The following is a 19,880-nucleotide window of genomic DNA, read 5'->3' on the forward strand; positions in this document are numbered from 1 at the left end:
AGCTAGTGCAGCGTTTAACGGCGTAGCTTAAGCCCCGGCCGCCTTCAGCGCCTTCTCCATCTGATCCCAGCTGACGACCTGGTCGAGCTTCTTGTCGTTCAAAAGGAAGGTCGGCGTGCCCGTGACGGTGCCAGCCTGCATCGCGTTCTCGGTCGGCTTGGCCATCACCTCGAGCTGCTTCTGATCGGCGAGGCACGCGCGCGCCTTGGCCTCCGGGATCCCGCGCTGCTTGACGAAATCGATCGCGCCCATCTGTTCGGCGAGCTTGGTCGCGACCACCGTCGGCGGCTGATTGGCCAGCCCCTGCTGCTGCGCGGGCGTCATCGCCTGGAGCTTGTCGAGGAACGCGATCTGGTTGCCGTACATCTGCTCGAGGATCGGGAAGAACGGCGCGACGCCACCGCACTGGCCGAGCAGGGTCAGCGCCACGTCGGGTGCGCCGTGGACCAGGAAGTCGCGGAATTCGAAGCTTACCTTGCCCGTCGAGACGTACTTCTCGGTCAACGGCTTGTACGCTTCGCGGGCGAACGAGCCGCAGGTCGGGCACGAGCGCGCACCGTATTCCACCAGTTTGATGGCCGCGTTCGGGTTGCCCATCAGATAGCCCTCGGGGGTCTTCACGACCGTCTCGGTCCAGTTCTGGCCGGCGGGCGCGGCGGCGGCTGCGACGGGTGCCGCGGCAGGCGCGTCGACGTTGCCGGTGGAATCGTTCTTCGAGCAGGCGGTGAGCGCGAGCGGCAGGACGGCGAGGGCGATTGCGAACTTCATCGGGTTACTCCAGTGGATCACGTGAATTAACGGGCGCCGGCCTTGCGGAGCGCGGGTTCGAGCTGTTCCCAACCGACATGGGGCACGATCTTGCCGTTGAGGTAGAAGGTCGGGGTGGAATCGATTTCCTTAGGCGCGTCGGCGGTCAGTTTGACGATGCGGTCGATCTCGGGCTGGTTGGCGAAGCACGCGTTGATCGCCGCATCCGAGAGCCCGCGCGCCTTGACCATCGCGGTCAGGCCGGAGCCGTCGGCGTTGGCGCGGATCTGTGCCGAGGGCGGGTACATCGCGAGCCGCGCGGCGTTACCCTGCTGGTACTCGATCCCGCGCTCTAGCCATTGCGGCTGTGCGGCGAAGATCGCGGACGATGTCGCGGAAAATCCCTTGGGGCCGGTGCAGCGCGCGAGGATCGCCGCCGACAGGTCGAGCCGGTCGCGGATGAAGTGGCGGAATTCGAGGCTGGTCGAGCCCGATGCGATCATCTGGCGCTTCAACACGGGTTCGGACTTCACCGAGAAATCGGCGCAGTGCGAGCAGGTGTAGCTGGCATATTCGACCAGCTTCACGCGCGCAGCGGGATTGCCGATCAGGTAGGCGCCCGAAGGGAGGATGCGGGCGGTCTGCGACCAGTCGCGCTTGGGCGCGGCGCCGGTTAGCAGGAAGAGGGCGAAGACGGCAAAGAGAACGCGCATCAGGTGATCCTGGGAAGGCCGTGCGTCGAGGCGACGCCGGCGGCGAGGGATTCGAGGACGGCGCGCAGTTCCGGATCGGCGATGCCTTTCAGGCTGGCACCGAGATCGACGGGGACCGGGCGGATCGACGGTGGGGCTTTGCGCGGCACGGGGGCGGCGACTTCGCCCTGGCGGATCGCGACCTTCACGATGGCCGCGTACCCGAAGAAGCGATTCACGCGCTCGATGATCTCGGGCGCGATGTGCTGCATCATCGGCGCGTGTGCGCCGCGGACGGTGAGGGTGAGGACGCCGTCCTGCTTCTTGCCGACCGGGAAGCGGATCGATTCGGGGATGCTCGCGCCGGCCAGTTTCGCGCCGACGATCTCGGGCCAGCGGCTGACGATCGACGACTGGACGAAGCCGAATCGCCGGAATGCCGCGCCGCCGATCGCGGGCAACAGCTCGGCGACCGCGCGCGAGCGATTCTCGCGCGGCGCGTCGGGATCGGTCTTGCCTTTCACCCGGCGTGGCGCGGGCGGTTTCGGGGAAGGGCCAGGCGGCTTGCTCATCCGCGAACCCATGCCATAGGCGACGCGTGAACGCCAAGCGCTCTTCGGTCTCCGGGGCCCTGCTCGGATGGTACGACGCGCATCGTCGCGATCTGCCGTGGCGGGCGAAGCCGGGCGAGGCGGTCGATCCGTACCGGGTGTGGCTGTCCGAGGTGATGTTGCAGCAGACGACGGTGGCCGCGGTGACGCCGCGGTTCCTGGCGTGGACCGCGCGGTGGCCGGATTTCGCGAGTCTGGCCGCGGCGGACGATGCCGATGTGATGGCGGCCTGGGCGGGGCTTGGGTACTACGCACGGGCGCGCAATCTGGTGAAGGCGGCGAAGGCCGTGGTTTCGGATCACGGCGGCGTGTTTCCGCGGACCGAGGCTGAATTGCGCGAACTGCCGGGGCTGGGCGCGTATACCGCCGCGGCGGTGGCGGCGATCGCGTTCGGGGAGCGCGCGGTGGTGGTCGATGCCAATGTCGAGCGAGTGGTCGCTCGGTTATTTGCGATCGAGACGCCTTTGCCGGGTGCGCGGCCTGCGATTCGGGTGGCGGCGGATTCGATCACGCCCGACCTCCGCGCGGGAGACTTTGCGCAGGCGATGATGGATCTGGGGTCGGGGACCTGCACTTCGCGCGCGCCGAAATGCTTGCTGTGTCCGATCCGCGAGTTTTGCGAGGGCTTTGCGCAGGGCGCGCCCGAGCGGTTGCCGGTGAAGGCGAAGAAGGCGGCGAAGCCTCAGCGCTACGGGACGATCTTCTGGCTGGAGCGCGACGGGCAGGTGTTGCTGGTGCGGCGGCCGGACAAGGGGTTGCTCGGCGGGATGCGCGCGTTCCCGACCGGACCTTGGGGCGAGACTGCACCCGGGTTCGAGGATGCGCCGGCGCAGGCGGAGTGGCGGATGCTGGACGAGACCGTCGCGCACGGATTTACGCATTTCGATCTGCAACTGACGCTTGCGGTGGCGACCGTCCAGGCGCATCAAACCCGCGTTCCGACGGCAAGCGAATGGTGGCCGATCGACGACCTGGATACCGCCGGGCTGCCGACCGTTTTCGCCAAGGCCGGGAAAGCCATTCGGAACTGGGCCACACGGAGATCTGCATGAAACTGGTGCACTGGATTACGGGCGGCCTCGCCGCGCTGGCCGCCGCCACGGCCTATGCCCAGCAGGCGCAGCCTCGGCCGCAGCCTTCCCCGCAGGCTCGGCCGACGCCGCGGATGACGATCCCGGTCAAGGCGCTGTTGCCCGCAACGACGGCGCTGTTCGATGGCTATGTCGCGCAGGACAAGATGCCGGGGATCGTCGGGGCGTTCGGCGTCGGCGACGGTCCGACGCTGTTCCCCTCGGCTGGCAAGATCAGCGACGACCCGAATGCTCCGGCGGCGGGCCCCGACTCGCTGTGGCGCGTCTATTCGATGTCCAAGCCTATCACCGGCATGGCGGCGATGATGCTGGTCGAGGACGGCAAGCTCAACCTTGACGATCCGGTCAGCAAATACATCCCGGCGTTCAAGGACATGAAGGTGGCGACCAGCCCCGACACCTCGCTCGCCACGCGCCCGGCGACGCGGCCGATCACGATCCGCAACCTGCTGACGCATACCGCCGGGCTCGGCTACACGATCGTCACCAAGGGGCCGCTGCTCAAGGAATATGAGCGGCTCGGCATCCTGCCGCTGTCGGTCAGCGCGGCGATGGAAGAGAAGATGCGGCCCGTCCGGCCGAAGTCGCTCGAAGAGTTCGCGAACCGCGTCGCGATGCTGCCGCTGATCGCGGAGCCCGGCACCAAGTGGAGCTATTCGATCGGGCTCGACGTGATGGGCCGGGTGATCGAGGTCGCCAGCGGCATGAGCTTCGAGCGGTTCGTCCAGACGCGGCTGTTCGATCCGCTCAAGATGAAGTCGAGCTTCTGGCAGGTGCCGCAGAGCGAAATCGGCCGGCTCGCGACCAACTACGCGTTCGTCGGCGACACGCGGACCCCGCTCGATCCGGCGGCAAACTCCGTGTTCCTGCAGAAACCCAGCTTTCCGTACGGCGGTGCCGGGCTCGTGATGTCGGCGCGCGATTACGATCGGTTCCTGCACATGATCCAGGATGGCGGGACGCTCGACGGCGTCCGCGTGATGAAGCCCGAGACGATCGCGCTCGCGACGTCGAACCTGCTGCCGCCGGGCGTGACCTATGGTGGCGTGAGCGGCGGTACCGGCGGCACGAAAGGCAGCAACATGGGCTTCGGCGCAGGCGGTTCCGTGGTGCTCGCCACGACGCCGAACGGGCCGGGCAAGGGCACCTATGCGTGGGGCGGTGCGGCGGGGACGATCGCGTGGGTCGATCCGCTGAAGCATTCGCGCGGCAGCGTGATGGTCAATTACTTCCCGGCGGACCGCATTCCGCTGCGCGAGCAAGTGGTCGCGGCGCTGATGCAGGACGCAGCGAGGATGCGCCGATGAGCGTGATGGAAGCACCTGGATTCACGGGTGGGACGCTCGATCGCTCCGATGCGCTGCGCCACGATCCGGAAGGGCTGGCGGCGGCGCAGCGTGATTGGCGCGCACGGTTGCTGGTGCTCGACGGGCTGCTGCCGGGCACGACCGACGACGGGCGTCTCGCGTGGACGTCGATGGCGGACATGCCGGACGATGCCGAGCCGATCCTGCTCGGGCTCGACGAGAGTGGGCGGCCGCATTTCGCGGCGTTGTTGAACGGGATGCGGGTCGACAATGCGCCGGCGATGCGGTCGCCTGCGCTGATGGCGGTGCTGGCGGCGCTCGCGCCGGGAGAGGCCGCGACCTATGCTGGCGCGCGGAGCGTCATCGATTGGCACGTCCGGCATGGGTTCTGTGCGAAGTGCGGTTCGCCGACCGCGGTGTTTCGTGCCGGATGGGCACGGAAGTGTCCGAACTGCGCGACCGAGCATTTCCCGCGAGTCGATCCGGTGGTGATCATGATCGCGGAGCATGACGGGCGGGCGCTGCTCGGGCGCGGCAAGGGGTGGCCGCCGGGACGCTATTCCGCCTTGGCTGGGTTCGTGGAGCCGGCAGAGTCGATCGAGGAGGCGGTCGCGCGCGAGATCCTTGAGGAGTCGGGGGTTCGGGTTGGGAAGGTGCGGTATATCGCTAGCCAGCCCTGGCCGTTTCCGTCGTCGCTGATGGTCGCGTGCGTGGCGGAGGCCGAGGACGACGCGATCACCCTCGACGTGAACGAACTGGAGGATGCGATGTGGGTGCCGCGTGAGATGGTGCGCGCGGTGTTGCGGGGGGAAGAGGGACCGTTCCTGCCGCCGCCGCCCTATGCGATCGCATATACGTTGTTGAAGGAATGGGCGGGGGCGTAGGTCTCCCACTTCCCGTCATCCTGACGAACGTCAGGACCCAGGGTTACGGGCGGCGCCGCTTTTGGCTCTGGGTCCTGACGTTCGTCAGGATGACGGAGGGAAGCGTTAGATCTAGGCCGCGATCTTCAGATCCTGCATCACGTCCGCGGTGATCGACAGGCTCCGCTTGCGCGCCTCGTGATCGTAGATCGCGCTCGTCACCATCACTTCATCCACCCCAGTCCGGTCGATGAACGCGGCGATCCCGCGGGCGACCTTGGCCGGGCTGCCGACCGCCGAGCATTGCAGCACGTGGTCGAGGATCTGGTTCCCCTGCGCGCCGAGCGATTCGCGATAGCCGGCGAGGGGCGGCTTCATCTTGCCCGGGTTGCCGGTGCGGAGCGCCACGAACGACTGCTGCTGCGAACTGGCGAGCAGTTCGGCCTCGGCGTCCGTGTCCGCCGCGAAAACGTTGAACCCGGCCATCGCGTGCGGCTTGGCAAGCCGCGCGGACGGGCGGAAATCGCGGCGGTAGATCGCCAGCGCAGCGTCGAGCGCGTCGGGCGCAAAATGCGAGGCGAAGGCGTAGGGCAGACCAAGTGCGGCGGCCAATTGCGCGCCAAACGTGCTGGAGCCGAGGATCCACATATCGACATCCGCGCCGGCACCCGGCGTGGCGACGATACCGGTCTGGCCGTCGTTGGCGAAATAGCTCTGCAGCTCCATCACGTCCTGCGGGAAGGCGTTGGCGTCGGTTTCCAGCGTGCGACGCATCGCGCGCGCGACCCGCTGGTCGGAACCGGGTGCGCGGCCGAGACCCAGGTCGATGCGGCCGGGGAACAGCGCGTCGAGCGTGCCGAACTGCTCGGCGATCACCAGCGGCGCGTGGTTGGGCAGCATGATGCCGCCCGAGCCGACGCGGATCGTCTTCGTGGCTGCGGCGATGTGCGCGATCACCACCGCGGTCGCGGCGGAAGCGATGCCGGTCATGCCGTGATGTTCGGCGACCCAATAGCGCTGGAATCCGACGCTCTCGGCATGGCGCGCGAGATCGGCCGCATTGGCGAGCGATTGGGAGATGGTGCCGCCTTCGACGACGGGGACGAGATCGAGCAGGGAATAGCGTGTCATGCACCAGAGATAGGTACCGAGCGGTAGCTTATCCACCCTTGATGTGGATTGCGGTACTTTCGTCCGCTTGAGCAAGCGTCAGCCGGCTTGTCGCCACGCCTCGCGCTCCCTAGAGGTTCCGGCCGATGCTTGCCCGCCTAAATCATGTCCGCAACTGGATCTTCGATCTCGACAACACGCTGTACCCGGCGAGCGCGGACCTGTTCGCGCAGGTCGATCAGCGGATGACCGGGTTCATCCAGGATCTGCTCGGCCTCGACCATGACGAGGCGCGGCGCGTGCAGAAGGGGTATTTCCACAATCACGGCACGACTCTGTCGGGGTTGATGACCGAGCATCACGTCGACCCGCACGCGTTCCTGGAGCATGTCCACGATATCGAGATGGACGTGCTGGAGCATGACGCGCCGCTGGTCGCGGCGATCGCCAAGCTGCCGGGGCGCAAGCTGGTCTTCACCAACGGCGACAAGCCCTATGCGCTGAAGATCCTCGACCGGCTCGGGCTGGGCGAGAGCTTCGAGGCGATCCACGACATCCACGCGATGGACCTGATGCCGAAGCCGCATGCGTCGGCCTATGCGGGCTTCTGCGCGGCGTTCGATATCGATCCGCGGGAGTCGCTGTTCGTCGACGACATGACGCGCAATCTCGCGCCGGCCAAGGCGATCGGGATGACGACCGTGTGGGTCGACAACGGCTCCGAGCAGTCCCCCGGCGGCGCGCGCGACCACATCGATTTTACCGTGCCGGTGCTTGCGCCGTGGCTCGAAACCATCCTGGAGACATCATGACCTTGCAGACCATCATCGACGCCGCCTGGGACGACCGCGCGAACCTCGGCCTCGATACCAAGGGCGAAGTGCGCGACGCGGTCGAGTCCGCGCTGGCGATGCTCGATGCGGGCACCGCGCGCGTTGCCGAGCCGACGGCTGATGGCTGGCAGGTCAATCAGTGGCTGAAGAAAGCCGTGCTGCTCTCGTTCCGGCTCAACGACAATGTCGTGATCGACGGCGGTTCGGCGGGGGCGCCGGCGTTCGACAAGGTGCCGTCGAAGTTCGCGGGCTGGGGCGATGCGGAGTTCCGCGCGGCGGGTATCCGCGTCGTTCCGGGTGCGGTCGCGCGGCGCGGCAGCTTCATCGCCAAGGGCGCGATCCTGATGCCGAGCTTCGTCAACATCGGCGCGTATGTCGGCGAGGGCACGATGGTCGACGCCTGGGCGACGGTCGGGTCGTGCGCGCAGATCGGCAAGAACGTGCACCTTTCGGGCGGTGCCGGCATCGGCGGCGTGCTCGAGCCGTTGCAGGCCGATCCCGTCATCATCGGCGACGGCGCGTTCATCGGCGCGCGCGCGGAAGTGGCCGAGGGCGTCCGCGTCGGCGAGGGCGCGGTGCTGTCGATGGGCGTGTACCTCGGCGCCTCGACCAAGATCATCGACCGCGCGACCGGCGAGGTCTTCAAGGGCGAAGTGCCGCCCTATGCGGTGGTCGTGCCGGGCTCGATCGGCGGCGGCGCCAATGACGGGGGGGGCAAGCCCGCTTTGTATTGCGCCGTAATCGTCAAACGGGTCGACGCACAAACCCGTTCGAAGACCTCGATCAATGATCTGCTTAGGGACTGATCGGGTCGACAACCCGGCGAGCGCTGCCTATCCGGGGCCAAACATACCGAGGAGATAGACTTTGACCGCTGCTGCCAGCCAGGTTCTCGACCGCGTACTCGTCCTCGAAATGGTCCGCGTGACTGAAGCGGCGGCGATCGCCGCCTCCACGCTCGTCGGTCGCGGCGACGAGAAGGCGGCGGATGCGGCCGCGGTCGAGGCGATGCGCGAGGCGCTCAACTCGCTGTACATGGACGGCACCGTCGTGATCGGCGAGGGCGAGCGCGACGAGGCGCCGATGCTGTTCATCGGCGAGAAGGTCGGCTCCGCGATCGGCAAGGGCCCGAAGATCGACATCGCGCTCGATCCTTTGGAAGGCACGACGATCTGCGCGACCGCGGGGCCGAACAGCCTCGCCGTTCTCGCGATCGCCGAGGAGGGCGGGCTGCTCAACGCGCCCGACGTCTACATGGACAAGATCGCGGTCGGGCCGGGCTATCCCGAGGGCATCATCGACCTCGACAAGACGCCGACCGAGAACATCATGGCGGTCGCGGCGGCCAAGGGCGTGCCGGCGCGCGACCTGATCGTGTGCGTGCTCGATCGCCCGCGTCACGAAAAGCTGATCGCCGAGCTGCGGCAGGTCGGCTGCGGGATCATGCTGATCGGTGACGGCGACGTCGCCGGCGTGATCGCGACGTCCGATCCCGAGACGACGATCGACGTCTACATGGGCTCCGGCGGCGCGCCCGAGGGCGTGCTGGCGTGCGCGGCGCTGCGCTGCGTCGGCGGTCAGTTCAAGGGCCGGCTACTGTTCCGCAACGACGACGAGCGCGGTCGTGCGGCGAAGTGGGGGATCACCGATCTCGACAAGCAGTATGACCTGTCCGAACTGGCGAAGGGCGACTGCATTTTCGCGGCGACCGGCGTGACGGATGGGTCACTGCTGGCGGGCGTGAAGCGGAAGAAGGGCAAGATGACCACCGAGAGCGTCGTGATGCGCGCGTCTTCGGGCACGGTGCGCTGGGTTAAGGGCGAGCATCGGACGGATTGAGTAGCGACCCGAGGGGGGAGCACTACCCCGGCGAAGGCCGGGGCCCAAGTGGAACGTCCAGAGTAATGAAGCGGATCGCTCCGTTAGCGACGTTTCCCAATTGGGCCCCGGCCTGCGCCGGGTGGAGCACTTGGCTAGGGCAGGGGACTGACCAGGTATTGTTTCCCCGCGAAGGCGGGGACCCAGGCTGGGCTCCCGCCTCCGCGGGAGAACAAGGACGAGCGGTGGAACGCATGAGGGGCGAATTGACCGCATGATCCTTCCCACCGCCCTCCTCCTCGCGACCCTCATGAGCCTCGTCTGGTTCCTCAAGGGCGACCTCCTCGGTTATCGCCGCATCAAGCGCCTCCCCGACACCGCCTCGCGCCAGAAAACCTACCGCCTGTGGATCGCCAAGGCCGCGATCGCCTTCGTCCTGCCGGCTATAATTGGACTCGCGTTGCTCGGCCGGTTGGACGCTCTTGTCACCGTCCCCGCCGAGTTCGACGCCCTGCGCAGCGTCCTGCCAAGCATCGCTGGCGATAGTCGCGCGGAACTGCTCGGCATGATCGGTGGAAGCGCGCTCGGCGGCTTGGTCATCGGTGCGGTCCTGGCCACGCGGCGCAACTGGCGCATCCTCAAGACGATCGGCAATGTCGGGTCGCTGCTCCCGCGCAACCGGCCGGAGATCGCGCACGCCGCCGCCATGTCGGTCGCGGCGGGCATATCCGAAGAACTCGCCTTCCGCCTGTTCCTGCCGCTGCTGGTCGCGCTCGTGTCCGGCAACGCGTTCGTCGCGTTCGGCGTCGCGATCGCGGCGTTCGGCGGGATGCACCTCTATCAGGGACGGGCGGGCGTGATTGCGACCACGCTCGTCGGCGCGCTGATGGCGGCGATCTATCTGATGACCGGCGAGCTATGGCTGGCGATGCTCCTGCACGCGCTGATCGATCTCAATTCGCTGGCATTGCGACCGGCGCTGACCGGAGCGTGGCGCGCGGCTTGACTTCGCCTTCCAGGGTTCGTCCAATCGCGGCACGGTTCACGAAGGGAAATCCATGTCGCGCCACGCCCTCCTGCTCGCGCTCGCGATCACCGCCGCGGTGCCTGCCGCCACGTTTGCGCAGACCACGCAGACCGCGTCCCAATCCCCCTTCACCTTCGAGGAGGTGATGGTGCCGATGCGCGACGGGGCGAAATTGCAGACGGTCATCATGCGGTCGCGCGGGATGACCGGGCCGCTGCCGATCCTGCTCCAGCGGACCCCCTACGGCGTGCCGGACGCGCCGTTTCCCAACGCCAGCCGGTTCGGTCCGCTGATGAAGGACGGCTACATCTTCGTGTTCCAGTCAATGCGCGGGCGGTTCAAGTCGGACGGCGTCTTCACGCTCTCGACCGCAGTGCATGTCAAGGGCAACGGGGCCGGCGATCCGAAAGCGGTCGACGAGGCCACGGACGCCTACGACACCGTCGGATGGCTGGTGAAGAACGTCCCCGCGAACACCGGCAAGGTCGGCATGTGGGGCGTGTCCTATCCCGGTTTCGCCGCGGCCGTCGCGCTGGCGAACCCGCATCCCGCGCTGAAGGCGGTCTCCCCGCAGGCGGCATGGATCGATTACTGGCAGTCTGACGACCTCCACCGCAACGGCGCGCTGCGGCTGAGCTATGCGACCGACTGGGTGTCGTCGCTGCAACTCGACAAGACGAAGAATTCCGATTTTGCCTATCCGAGCGATACGTACGACTATTTCCTGAAGGCGGGGTCGGCGGAGGCGATCGACCGAAACGTCTTCAAGGGCCGCGTGCCGATGTTCACGTCGCTGCTCGATCACCCGAACCACGATGGCTTCTACACCGCGCAGCGTTGGACGGACTCGCTCGGCAAGACGACCGTCCCGACGCTGAACGTCGCCGGGTTCTGGGATCAGGAGGATCCGTGGGGTTCGTGGCAGATCTACGCGAAGCAGAAGCGCAACGATCCGGACAATCTCGCGCAGATGGTGGCGGGGCCGTGGCGGCATGGCGGGTGGCAGGGCACGGCGGATCACCTCGGGCCGATCCCGCTCGGCACGGCGAGCGGTACGCAATTCCAGGAACAGATCCAGGCGCCGTTCTTCGCCTATTGGCTGCACGGCAAGGGCGCGCGGCCGGACTTCGCGGCGAAGATGTTCCAGTCGGGCTCGAACGTCTGGAAGACCTATGCGGCCTGGCCTCCGACGGGCGCGAAGGCGACGAACCTGTACCTGCACACGGACGGCAGCCTGTCGTTCACTGCGCCGGCCGCGGGCGAGGGATGCCGTGATTACGTGTCCGATCCGGCGAACCCGGTGCCGTTCCGCCGGCGGCCGATGTCGGCGACCTATGCCAGCCCGGACTGGTCGTGGTGGGAGGCGGACGACCAGCGCTTCGTCGACCACCGGCCCGATGTGCTCGGGTATGTGTCGGAGCCGCTGACCGCGGACCTCACCGTGACGGGGGCGTTGTCGGCGACTTTGCAGGCGTCGACTAGCGGCACGGACAGCGATTTCGTGGTGAAGCTGATCGACGTGCTGCCCGACGATACCGAGGCGTTCGACGGCCGCACGGCGCAACCGGGCGATTATGCGAAGACGCTCAACGGCTATCAGCTGCCGATCGCGATGGAGGTGCGGCGCGGGCGGTTCCTGGCGAGTGATACGGCGCCGCAACCCCTGGTGCCGGGCAGGGTCGTCGCGTGGGACGTGCCGCTGCGCGACCACGACCATGTGTTCAAGGCGGGGCACCGGATCATGGTGCAAATCCAGTCGACATGGTTCCCGATGATCGACCGCAACCCGCAATCGTTCGTGGATAATATCGGGCGGGCGAAACCGGGGGATTACGTGAAGGCGACGCAGAAGGTTTGCGCGGGCTCGCGCATCACGTTGCCGGTAATGCGGTAGGTTTGACGGCCGAGCGGCATGTACGCACCACCCCGGCGAAGGCCGGGGTCCATTGGGAAACGTTGCTGACGAGAGACAGCGCGTCGTTACTGCAACCTCACCAATTGGGCCCCGGCCTCCGCCGGGGTGGTGCGTCTGTCTTCCTTCAGTTTTTCATCCGCCAGCCGGTCTTGAAGATCCACGCGATCACCAACAGGCATACCGCGAGGAAGCCGGCCGTTACCGCGAGGCTCACCCCGACCGCGACGTCACCCTGCCCGAAGAAGCTCCAGCGGAAGCCGCTCACCAGGTACACGACCGGGTTGAACAGGCTGAACGTCCGCCACGGCTGCGGCAGCATGTCGATCGAGTAGAACGCGCCGCCGAGGAAGGTCAGTGGCGTGATCAGCAGTGCGGGGACGAAGTTCAGTTGCTCGAACCCGTTGGCCCAGACGCCGATGATGAACCCGAACAGGCTGAACGCCACCGCGGTCAGGATCAGGAACGCGAGCATCGCAAACGGGTGCTCGATGCGCAGCGGCACGAAGAACGACGCCGTCACGAGGATGATCAGCCCGAGGATCACCGACTTGGTGGTCGCCGCGCCGACATAGCCGATCACCATTTCCATCGCCGAGACGGGTGCCGACAACAGCTCGTAGATCGTGCCGGTGAACTTCGGGAAGTAGATGCCGATCGACGCGTTCGAGATGCTCTGCGTGAGCAACGACAGCATGATCAGGCCGGGAACGATGAAGCTGCCGTAATCGACACCACCGACATTCTGCATGCGACTGCCGATCGCACCGCCGAAGACGATGAAATACAGCGAGGTCGTGAGGACCGGCGTGACGAGGCTCTGCCACAAGGTGCGCAGCGCACGCGCCATTTCGAAGCGGTAGATCGCCCAGATGCCATGGGTGTTCATGCGCGCTTGCCTTCCGTCATGCCGGGCTCGTTCCGGCATCCACCGGTGGGCTTGACCCATGCACCGTTGACTCGCGGCACGGTGGACCCCGGAACGAGTCCGGGGTGACGGAGGAGTTTTGGGACGGTCATGCGCGCTCTCCGACGAGATCGACGAAGATGTCTTCGAGGCTCGATTTGCTGGTTTCGAGGTCCTTGAAGCCGATGCCGAGTTCGGCGAGCTTGCGGAGCAACGACGGGATGCCGGTATGGTCGGCCTGCGCATCGAATACGTAGCGGAGGCGCTTGCCGTCGTCCTGTAGCGACAAATCCCAGTCGGCCAGTTCTGCGGGGATCGTCGTCATCGGATCCTGCAGCGCGATGTCCAACTCGCGCTTGCCAAGCTTCTTCATCAGCGACGCCTTGTCGTCGACGAGCAGCAACTTGCCCTTGTTTATCACACCGACGCGGTCGGCCATTTCCTCGGCTTCCTCGATGTAATGCGTCGTCAGGATGATCGTCGTGCCGCCCTCGCGCAGGCGGTGGACGAGCTTCCACATGTCGCGACGCAGTGCCACGTCGACGCCCGCGGTGGGCTCGTCGAGGAACAGGATTTCGGGCTCATGGCTGAGCGCTTTCGCGATCAGCACGCGGCGCTTCATGCCGCCCGACAGTTCGCGAATCTTCGCGTCGCGCTTGTCCCAGAGCGAGAGGTCGCGGAGCACCTGTTCGATGTAATCGCTATGCCCCGAGCGGCCGAACAGGCGGCGGCTGAAGGTGACGGTGGCGAGCACCGTCTCGAACATGTCGACGTTGAGTTCCTGCGGCACGAGGCCGATGCGGCTGCGCGCCTGCTTATAATCCTTGATCGCGTCGTAGCCGGCGACCTTGATCGTGCCGGCGGAGGGCGTGACGATACCGCAGATGATGCTGATCAGCGTCGTCTTGCCCGCGCCGTTGGGGCCGAGGAGCGCGAAGATCTCGCCCTTCTTGATGTCGAGGTCGACGGGGTGGAGGGCGGTGGTGCCACTCTTGTAGGTCTTGGTGACGCCCGCGATGGACAGGATCGGTTCGGTCATTGGCACCCCTTTTTCGTGTGGGGAAGATGGGGGTGGTGCGCTCCTATTGATAGGGGGGCGGGCTACCCAAATCCCGTCATCCTGGGCTCGACCCAGGATCCAGAGCCATGCGCGTTACGATTGCGGCTCTGGGTCCTGACTTTCGTCAGGATGACGGAAGTGGGTGGGGTCAGCCGGCCCGCGCCGCCGCGACCGCTTTTTGCAGATCTTCCAGCGGCAGAGCCCCCGACAATACCCGGTCACCTACCACCCAACTCGGGGTGCCGGTCATGCCGAGCTTGGCGGCCGTCTCCATGTTCTTGGCGATTTCCGCGTCGGCGGTTTTGGTGAAGCTAGCCTGCGTCGTGTCGACCCCGGCCTTGCTCGCAGCGGCGGCAATCGTCGCGTCGTTGACCGGGCCGCCGGCGTAGAGCGCGTCGTGGAACGCGCCGAACTTGCCCTGTTGCGCGGCGGCGAGGCTCGCGCGGGCGGCGATGCGGCTTTCCGCGCTGAGGATCGGGAGTTCGCGGAAGACGACGCGGACTTTCGGGTCGGCGGCGATCAGCTTGGCGATCATCGGCAGGCTCGCGCGACAATAGCCGCAGTTGTAATCGAAATACTCGACGAGCGTGACGTCGCCCTTGGGGTTGCCGGCCCAGGCGCTGCCGAACGGCGTGACGATCGCGTCGCGGTTCGCGGTGACGGTCTTGCCCGACTCGCGGTCGCGCAGTTTGTCCATCGCCTCGGGGAGGATCTCGGGGTGTGCGAGAACGTAATCGTGGACGATCGATTCGACCTGCGCACGCTCGACGCCGCCGCCCTGGCGGTCATAGCCCCACACCGCAAGGCCCCCGAGGGTGGCGCCGATCAAAGCGACGGCCGGGAATGTAAATTTGCTCATTTGCGGCGCTTATACTGCTTGGGATTGTCGTCCATCTCGTTCTGCGCGACCATCGCGATATCCTGCGCGCGGATCCAGTCGGTGGTGTTCGCCGGGATGTTCGCCAGCGCATATTGCGCGCTCGCCGACGCGGTCCGCATGTCGCCGCCCATGCTGGCGCGTTCGGCGGTGGCCAGAGCCGCCCGCGCGGTGTCTCCGGTCAGTTCGTAGACGGTGCCGAGCTGCATCCAGGCAAACGGGTTCTGGTCGTCGCGGCCGACCGCTGTGCGCAGGACCTTCGTCGCCTCGGGATAGTTCGCCTTGTTCTCGGTCGCGATCAGCGCATGGCCGAAGGTGGTGGCGATCAGCGGGTTGTTGCGCGAACCCTCCGTGGCTTCGCGCAAGGGGACGAGCGACTCGACCGGCTTGCCCGCCTCAAGCAGGATCTGCCCCTTGATCTCGAGGAAATAGGGATCGGTCGGTTCGGCCTTCACCAGCGCGTTGGCCTCGGCATCGGCTTTTTCGGGGTAGCCGGCTTTGTGGTACGCGTAGGCACGGGCGTAGTGGGCGTAGATCGACTGGTCGCTCGGCGGGTAGGCTTGCAGCGCCTGGTCGGCGGGCATGACGTAGCCGGCGAGCTTGGCCTTCACGCGGCGGAAGCGTTCCTCCAGCGCTGCGTCAGGCTTGTTGGCCCAGGCGGGCGAGGCTTGCAGGTCGGCGGTGAGCGTCGCGACGCGCTCGCCAGACAGCGGATGCGACTGCATGAACGGGTCGATGTTGGCGGTGCCGTAGCGATATTCCTGCTGCTGCAATTTCTTGAAGAAGCTCAGCATGCCGCGGCCGGAGACGTTGGCTTCGCGGAGGAATTTCGCGCCGGTCGCGTCGGCGGTGGATTCCTGGACGCGGCTGAACGAGAGGTAGCTGCCCATCGCGGCCTGCTGGCCCGCGGCCATGATGCCGGCGCCTGCTTCGCCGCTGCCGGCGGCCATCGCGGCGAGGCCGAGGACCATCGACAGCAGGTACATGCCCATCGCCGGCTTGGTGCCGCGATCGGCGAGTACGACATGCCCGTCGGCGATGTGGCCGAGCTCGTGGGCGATGACGCCCTGGACTTCGTTGGCGTTGTCGGCGGCCTGGATCAGGCCTGAGTGGACGTAGACGGTCTGCCCGCCGGCGACGAACGCGTTGATCGACTCGTCGTTGATGAGGACGACCTTCACGTCGCGGGTGGAGAGCCCGGCCGCCCTGACGAGCGGCTTCGACATTTCCGCGAACATTGTTTCGGTCTCGGCGTCGCGGAGGATCGACTGGGCCTGGAGGGGCGTCGTCCAGAGGAGGAGGGCGGTGGCTGCGGCGGCTACTAGGCGCTTCATAATGCGGGGTATCGTCGATTGGGGGCGGGGGGGCAATGGTCGTGCGGTGAGGGGTGCGGTGGAGTGTGGGTAGTCAGGAGCTGGCGTCGCTTCCCCCGATCACCGTCATCCCAACGAAAGCTGGGATCTCCCCGTTTGGCGGGCGTCGCGTGCCACAGGGGGATACCCCAGCTTTCGCTGGGGTGACGGGTTCGGTTTGGGGCGGCGGGTCTTGATTTGGAGTGGCGTGGGGACGCGTTCGAGACGGTGCTGCCAAGACGGTGTCGTCTAATAGCTACCACCCCGGCGGAGGCCGGGGTCCAATTGGGGGACCGGGCTAACGGGGGGCAGCGTGCCGTTATTGCCACCTCTCCAATTGGGCCCCGGCCTTCGCCGGGGTGGTGGTGTGGGTGGAGGGGGCAGGCGTTCCTCGTTAAGAGCACTAGAACCCAAACCTAGCATCGCCCGTGTCTTGTGTCCCCGCCTTCGCGGGTGAACAAGCTTTGTCGCACGGCGCGTCACCGATAGTTTCAGCTTTACCTTAACAAACGAAAACGGGCGCGGCCTTTCGGTCGCGCCCGTTTCTTTGGAGGCTAGCGTCCGGCGTTAGCCGAAGGTGCGCTGCCACCAGCCGCGGCGGGGGGCGCCGTCGGGGTCGTCGTTGGTGTCCGAAGTCGCGACGTCCTGGGGCTGGACCTCGGCCTTGGGAGGGGTGGTCGTGATCGGCTCGGCGAGCGGTTCGCTGGTCGGGGCGGCGTCGCCGGCTTCGACCACGGCTGCCTTGCGCGGGCGACCGCGGGGCTTGGCGGCCTTGGCAGGGGCTTCCTCGACGACCGCCTCTTCAACCGCTGGGGCTTCGACTACCGCGTCCGACGCCTTGCGACGTGCACGCTTGGGCTTGGGCGCCGACGCTTTGATGGTTTCGGCGGGCGTTGCGCTCACCTCGTCCATCGTCGCTTCTGCAACCGCTTCGCGACGGCGACGGCCTGCCTTTGGCGCAGCAGGTTCGGCAGCGACGGGTTCCGGAACGATCGGCTCCAGAACCACTGGCTCCGGTGCAACCGTCTCGGCTTCCGCCTCGACCGCGCGTGGCTTGCGACCACGGCGAGCCTTGGGGGCTGCATCGGCGACCGCCTCGGCGATGTTCGCCGCTGCGGCTGCCGCACGGGCACGCGGACGACGGCGCATCTTCGGGCCCTCGGCCACTTCCGCGACCGGGGCTTCCTCGACGGCCTGCTCGAACGCGGGCTCGTAAGGCGGCTCGGCATAGGTCGACTCGACCGGCTCGTACGCTTCCGGCTCGGGTGCCTCAGCAATCAGCTGGGCATCGTCGATGCTGCTGACGGCTACCGACTGGCCATTCTCGGACCCGCCCTGCTCGTTGCGACGACCGCCACGACGTCCCCGACGACCGCGACGACGACGGCCTTCGCCCTCGACGCCGTTGGCCTGCTCGGCAGGTGCGCTGCCCTCGAGCGCTTCGCCACCGCCGACTTCGACGATGTCGCCCTCGACCTCGTCGATTTCCTCGACGTTGGTGTCGGCGTCCTCGAACGTGCCATCCTCGTTGACGCCCTCTGCTGCACCTTCCTCACCGGGACGTGCACGACCACGACGACCGCGGCGACGGCGGCGCTTCTTGCCGCCTTCACCGTCCGCATCGCGACCGTTTTCACGCGGTGCGCGCTGCTCGCCATTACCCTCGCGGAGCTCACGACCGCCCTCGCGACGACGCGGCTGCTCGGCTTCGGCCTCCTCGACTTCTTCTTCCTCGATCTCGTCCTCGATCTCCTCGGGAAGATCGTCATCGTCTTCCTCGATGATCTGGACGAACTTGGGCGCATGCGCGGGCGGCGGGCCGCTGGCCTCGACCGTCATGTGCGCGCCTTCCTCGTCCTGGCCGGGAATGATCTCGACGATCACGCCGTAGCGATCCTCGATCTCCGAGATGTCGGCGCGCTTGCGGTTGAGGATGTAGACCGCGGCTTCCTGGCTCGCGCGCAGCGTCAGCAGCGAGCCGCGACCGCGGGCGGCCTCGTCCTCGATTAGGCGCAGCGCTGAGATGCCCGACGACGACGCGGTGCGGACCAGGCCGGTTCCCTCGCAATGCGGGCAGGGGCGGGTGGACGCCTCGAGCACGCCGGTACGCAGGCGCTGGCGGCTCATTTCCATGAGGCCGAACGACGAGATGCGGCCGATCTGGATGCGCGCGCGATCGTTCTTGAGCGCCTCCTTCATCGCCTTCTCGACCTTACGGACGTTGGAATTGTTATCCATGTCGATGAAGTCGATGACGACGAGCCCGGCCATGTCGCGCAGGCGGAGCTGGCGACCGATTTCCTGTGCGGCTTCGAGGTTGGTCGCGGTCGCGGTCTGCTCGATCGAATGCTCGCGCGTCGACCGGCCCGAGTTGATGTCGATCGAGACGAGCGCCTCGGTCGGGTTGATGACGAGGTAGCCGCCCGACTTCAGCTGGACGACGGGATGGTACATCGCCGACAGCTGATCCTCGACGCCGGCGCGCTGGAACAGCGGCACGGGGTCGGCGTAATGCTTGATGCGACGGGCGTGCGTCGGCATCAGCAGGCGCATGAACTCGCGCGCCTGGCGATAGCCGTCCTCGCCCTCGACAATGACCTCTTCGATTTCCTTGTTGTAGATGTCGCGGATCGCGCGCTTGATTAGGTCGCTGTCGCCGTAGACGAGCGCGGGGGCCGACGCCTTGAGCGTGGCCTCGCGGATGCCGTCCCAGAGGCGGGCGAGGTAATCGAAGTCGCGCTTGATCTCGACCTTCGAGCGCTGCAGCCCTGCGGTGCGGACGATGCAGCCCATCGACGGCGGCAACTGCATGTCGGCCATGATCGTCTTGAGGCGCTTGCGATCGCCCGCGTTGCTGATCTTGCGCGAAATGCCGCCGCCGTGGCTCGTGTTCGGCATCAGCACGCAGTAGCGACCGGCCAGCGACAGGTACGTGGTCAGCGCTGCGCCCTTGTTGCCGCGCTCCTCCTTGACGACTTGGACGAGCAGCACCTGGCGGCGATGGATCACGTCCTGGATCTTGTAGCGGCGGCGCAGGTTCATGCGGCGCTCGCGCAGGTCCTCGACCGCGGCGTCGTCGCCGTTCGACTTGCGCTTGCGGCGCGGGGCTTCACCGGCTTCGTTGCCCTCGAGTTCGTCAGCGACGTCGGGATCTACCCCGCCATCGTCCTCGAAGCGCTCGATGTCGTCCTCGTCGTCACCCTCTTCGTCGTCCGAGTCGTAGTCGGCGCGCAGCGCAGCTTCCTCGGCGGCGTGCTCGGCTTCCTCGCGGAGCAGCGCGTCGCGATCTTCCTTGGGGATCTGGTAGTAATCGGGGTGGATCTCGCTGAAGGCGAGAAAGCCGTGGCGATTGCCGCCGTAATCGATGAACGCCGCCTGGAGCGACGGTTCGACCCGCGTGACCTTGGCGAGGTAGATATTGCCCTTGAGCTGCTTGCGTTCGGCACTCTCGAAATCGAATTCCTCGATCCGGTTACCCTTGACGACTGCGATCCGGGTTTCTTCCCGGTGGCGTGCGTCGATCAGCATGCGCGTTGTCATTATAGATTCTCCGCGCGCGCGCCGGGCCTGTCGGCAGCCGTCGCGCGCTTGATGGTGGTGCGGTCGGGCACGGACGCCCGGACTCGCGGATGGTGTGCGAAACTGCCTCTGCGCGAAGTGCATGCCGCGGGAA

At 66.8% G+C, this 19,880-nt stretch carries 17 protein-coding genes; 8 read left to right on the plus strand and 9 right to left on the minus strand.

The window, feature by feature from the left end; genetic code table 11:
* Nucleotides 1-27: 27 nt before the first annotated feature.
* Genes SPHN_RS14705 through SPHN_RS14715 form a run of 3 tightly spaced genes read right to left on the minus strand, consistent with a single transcriptional unit; the run spans nt 28 to nt 2,011 of the window.
* Nucleotides 28-768: a thioredoxin domain-containing protein gene (locus SPHN_RS14705; RefSeq protein ID WP_248524469.1), complete on the minus strand. Its 741-nt coding sequence runs from the start codon at nt 766-768 to the stop codon at nt 28-30.
* Between the two features lie 26 nt (nt 769-794).
* On the minus strand, nt 795-1,460 hold the full coding sequence (locus tag SPHN_RS14710; protein ID WP_248524470.1) for a thioredoxin domain-containing protein: 666 nt from the start codon (nt 1,458-1,460) through the stop codon (nt 795-797).
* Nucleotides 1,460-2,011, minus strand: a complete 552-nt coding sequence (locus SPHN_RS14715) for a DUF721 domain-containing protein (RefSeq protein ID WP_248524471.1) — start codon at nt 2,009-2,011, stop codon at nt 1,460-1,462. Before SPHN_RS14715 ends, SPHN_RS14710 begins: the two co-directional genes overlap by 1 nt.
* A 26-nt stretch (nt 2,012-2,037) precedes the next feature.
* Here SPHN_RS14715 and SPHN_RS14720 point away from each other — a divergent pair, with 26 nt between their 5' ends.
* From SPHN_RS14720 to nudC, 3 genes are read left to right on the plus strand one after another with little or no spacing between them, the layout of a single operon-like run.
* Nucleotides 2,038-3,102 carry an A/G-specific adenine glycosylase gene (locus SPHN_RS14720; protein WP_432715102.1) on the plus strand — a complete coding sequence of 355 codons (1,065 nt, stop codon included), beginning with the start codon at nt 2,038-2,040 and terminating at the stop codon, nt 3,100-3,102.
* On the plus strand, nt 3,099-4,448 hold the full coding sequence (locus tag SPHN_RS14725) for a serine hydrolase domain-containing protein (RefSeq protein ID WP_248524472.1): 1,350 nt from the start codon (nt 3,099-3,101) through the stop codon (nt 4,446-4,448). The genes SPHN_RS14720 and SPHN_RS14725 overlap by 4 nt, the downstream gene beginning before the upstream one ends.
* 5 nt (nt 4,449-4,453) lie before the next feature.
* Nucleotides 4,454-5,332 (plus strand): NAD(+) diphosphatase, encoded by an 879-nt coding sequence (gene nudC / locus SPHN_RS14730; protein ID WP_248524520.1) that lies wholly within the window; start codon nt 4,454-4,456, stop codon nt 5,330-5,332.
* 111 nt (nt 5,333-5,443) lie between these two features.
* Here nudC and SPHN_RS14735 read toward each other — a convergent pair whose 3' ends face one another.
* Entirely contained in the window at nt 5,444-6,442 is a 999-nt protein-coding gene (locus SPHN_RS14735) for an LLM class flavin-dependent oxidoreductase (RefSeq protein WP_248524473.1), read from the minus strand.
* A 125-nt stretch (nt 6,443-6,567) separates the two neighbouring features.
* Here SPHN_RS14735 and SPHN_RS14740 point away from each other — a divergent pair, with 125 nt between their 5' ends.
* The 5 genes from SPHN_RS14740 to SPHN_RS14760 all read left to right on the plus strand — a co-directional run bounded on the left by SPHN_RS14740 (nt 6,568) and on the right by SPHN_RS14760 (nt 11,993).
* Complete coding sequence (locus SPHN_RS14740) at nt 6,568-7,233, plus strand: pyrimidine 5'-nucleotidase (RefSeq protein WP_187503876.1); 666 nt, start codon at nt 6,568-6,570, stop codon at nt 7,231-7,233.
* Nucleotides 7,230-8,060, plus strand: a complete 831-nt coding sequence (gene dapD, locus SPHN_RS14745; protein WP_248524474.1) for a 2,3,4,5-tetrahydropyridine-2,6-dicarboxylate N-succinyltransferase — start codon at nt 7,230-7,232, stop codon at nt 8,058-8,060. Before SPHN_RS14740 ends, dapD begins: the two co-directional genes overlap by 4 nt.
* A 61-nt stretch (nt 8,061-8,121) precedes the next feature.
* The gene (gene glpX, locus SPHN_RS14750) at nt 8,122-9,093 is read left to right on the plus strand and encodes a class II fructose-bisphosphatase (RefSeq protein WP_248524475.1); all 972 of its coding nucleotides are present in this window, start codon (nt 8,122-8,124) and stop codon (nt 9,091-9,093) included.
* Nucleotides 9,094-9,346: 253 nt separating this feature from the next.
* Nucleotides 9,347-10,078: a CPBP family intramembrane glutamic endopeptidase gene (locus tag SPHN_RS14755; RefSeq protein ID WP_248524476.1), complete on the plus strand. Its 732-nt coding sequence runs from the start codon at nt 9,347-9,349 to the stop codon at nt 10,076-10,078.
* A 52-nt stretch (nt 10,079-10,130) separates the two neighbouring features.
* On the plus strand, nt 10,131-11,993 hold the full coding sequence (locus tag SPHN_RS14760; protein ID WP_248524477.1) for a CocE/NonD family hydrolase: 1,863 nt from the start codon (nt 10,131-10,133) through the stop codon (nt 11,991-11,993).
* Nucleotides 11,994-12,138: 145 nt separating this feature from the next.
* Here the strand turns inward: SPHN_RS14760 and SPHN_RS14765 are convergent, their stop codons facing one another.
* From SPHN_RS14765 to SPHN_RS14785, 5 genes are all read right to left on the minus strand, one after another.
* Nucleotides 12,139-12,900 (minus strand): ABC transporter permease, encoded by a 762-nt coding sequence (locus SPHN_RS14765; RefSeq protein WP_248524478.1) that lies wholly within the window; start codon nt 12,898-12,900, stop codon nt 12,139-12,141.
* 127 nt (nt 12,901-13,027) lie between these two features.
* A complete protein-coding gene (locus SPHN_RS14770) occupies nt 13,028-13,957 on the minus strand; it encodes an ABC transporter ATP-binding protein (RefSeq protein WP_248524479.1) in 930 nt (309 codons plus the stop codon).
* Nucleotides 13,958-14,126: 169 nt separating this feature from the next.
* Nucleotides 14,127-14,837, minus strand: coding sequence for a DsbA family protein (locus SPHN_RS14775; RefSeq protein WP_248524480.1), 711 nt, complete (start codon nt 14,835-14,837; stop codon nt 14,127-14,129).
* Complete coding sequence (locus SPHN_RS14780) at nt 14,834-16,189, minus strand: M48 family metalloprotease (RefSeq protein ID WP_248524481.1); 1,356 nt, start codon at nt 16,187-16,189, stop codon at nt 14,834-14,836. Before SPHN_RS14780 ends, SPHN_RS14775 begins: the two co-directional genes overlap by 4 nt.
* Nucleotides 16,190-16,774: 585 nt before the next feature.
* Nucleotides 16,775-19,747, minus strand: a complete 2,973-nt coding sequence (locus tag SPHN_RS14785) for an Rne/Rng family ribonuclease (protein ID WP_432715103.1) — start codon at nt 19,745-19,747, stop codon at nt 16,775-16,777.
* Between the last annotated feature and the right edge of the window lie 133 nt (nt 19,748-19,880).

Origin of the sequence: Sphingomonas faeni (assembly GCF_023195535.1) — a bacterium.
Lineage (GTDB): Bacteria > Pseudomonadota > Alphaproteobacteria > Sphingomonadales > Sphingomonadaceae > Sphingomonas > Sphingomonas faeni_B.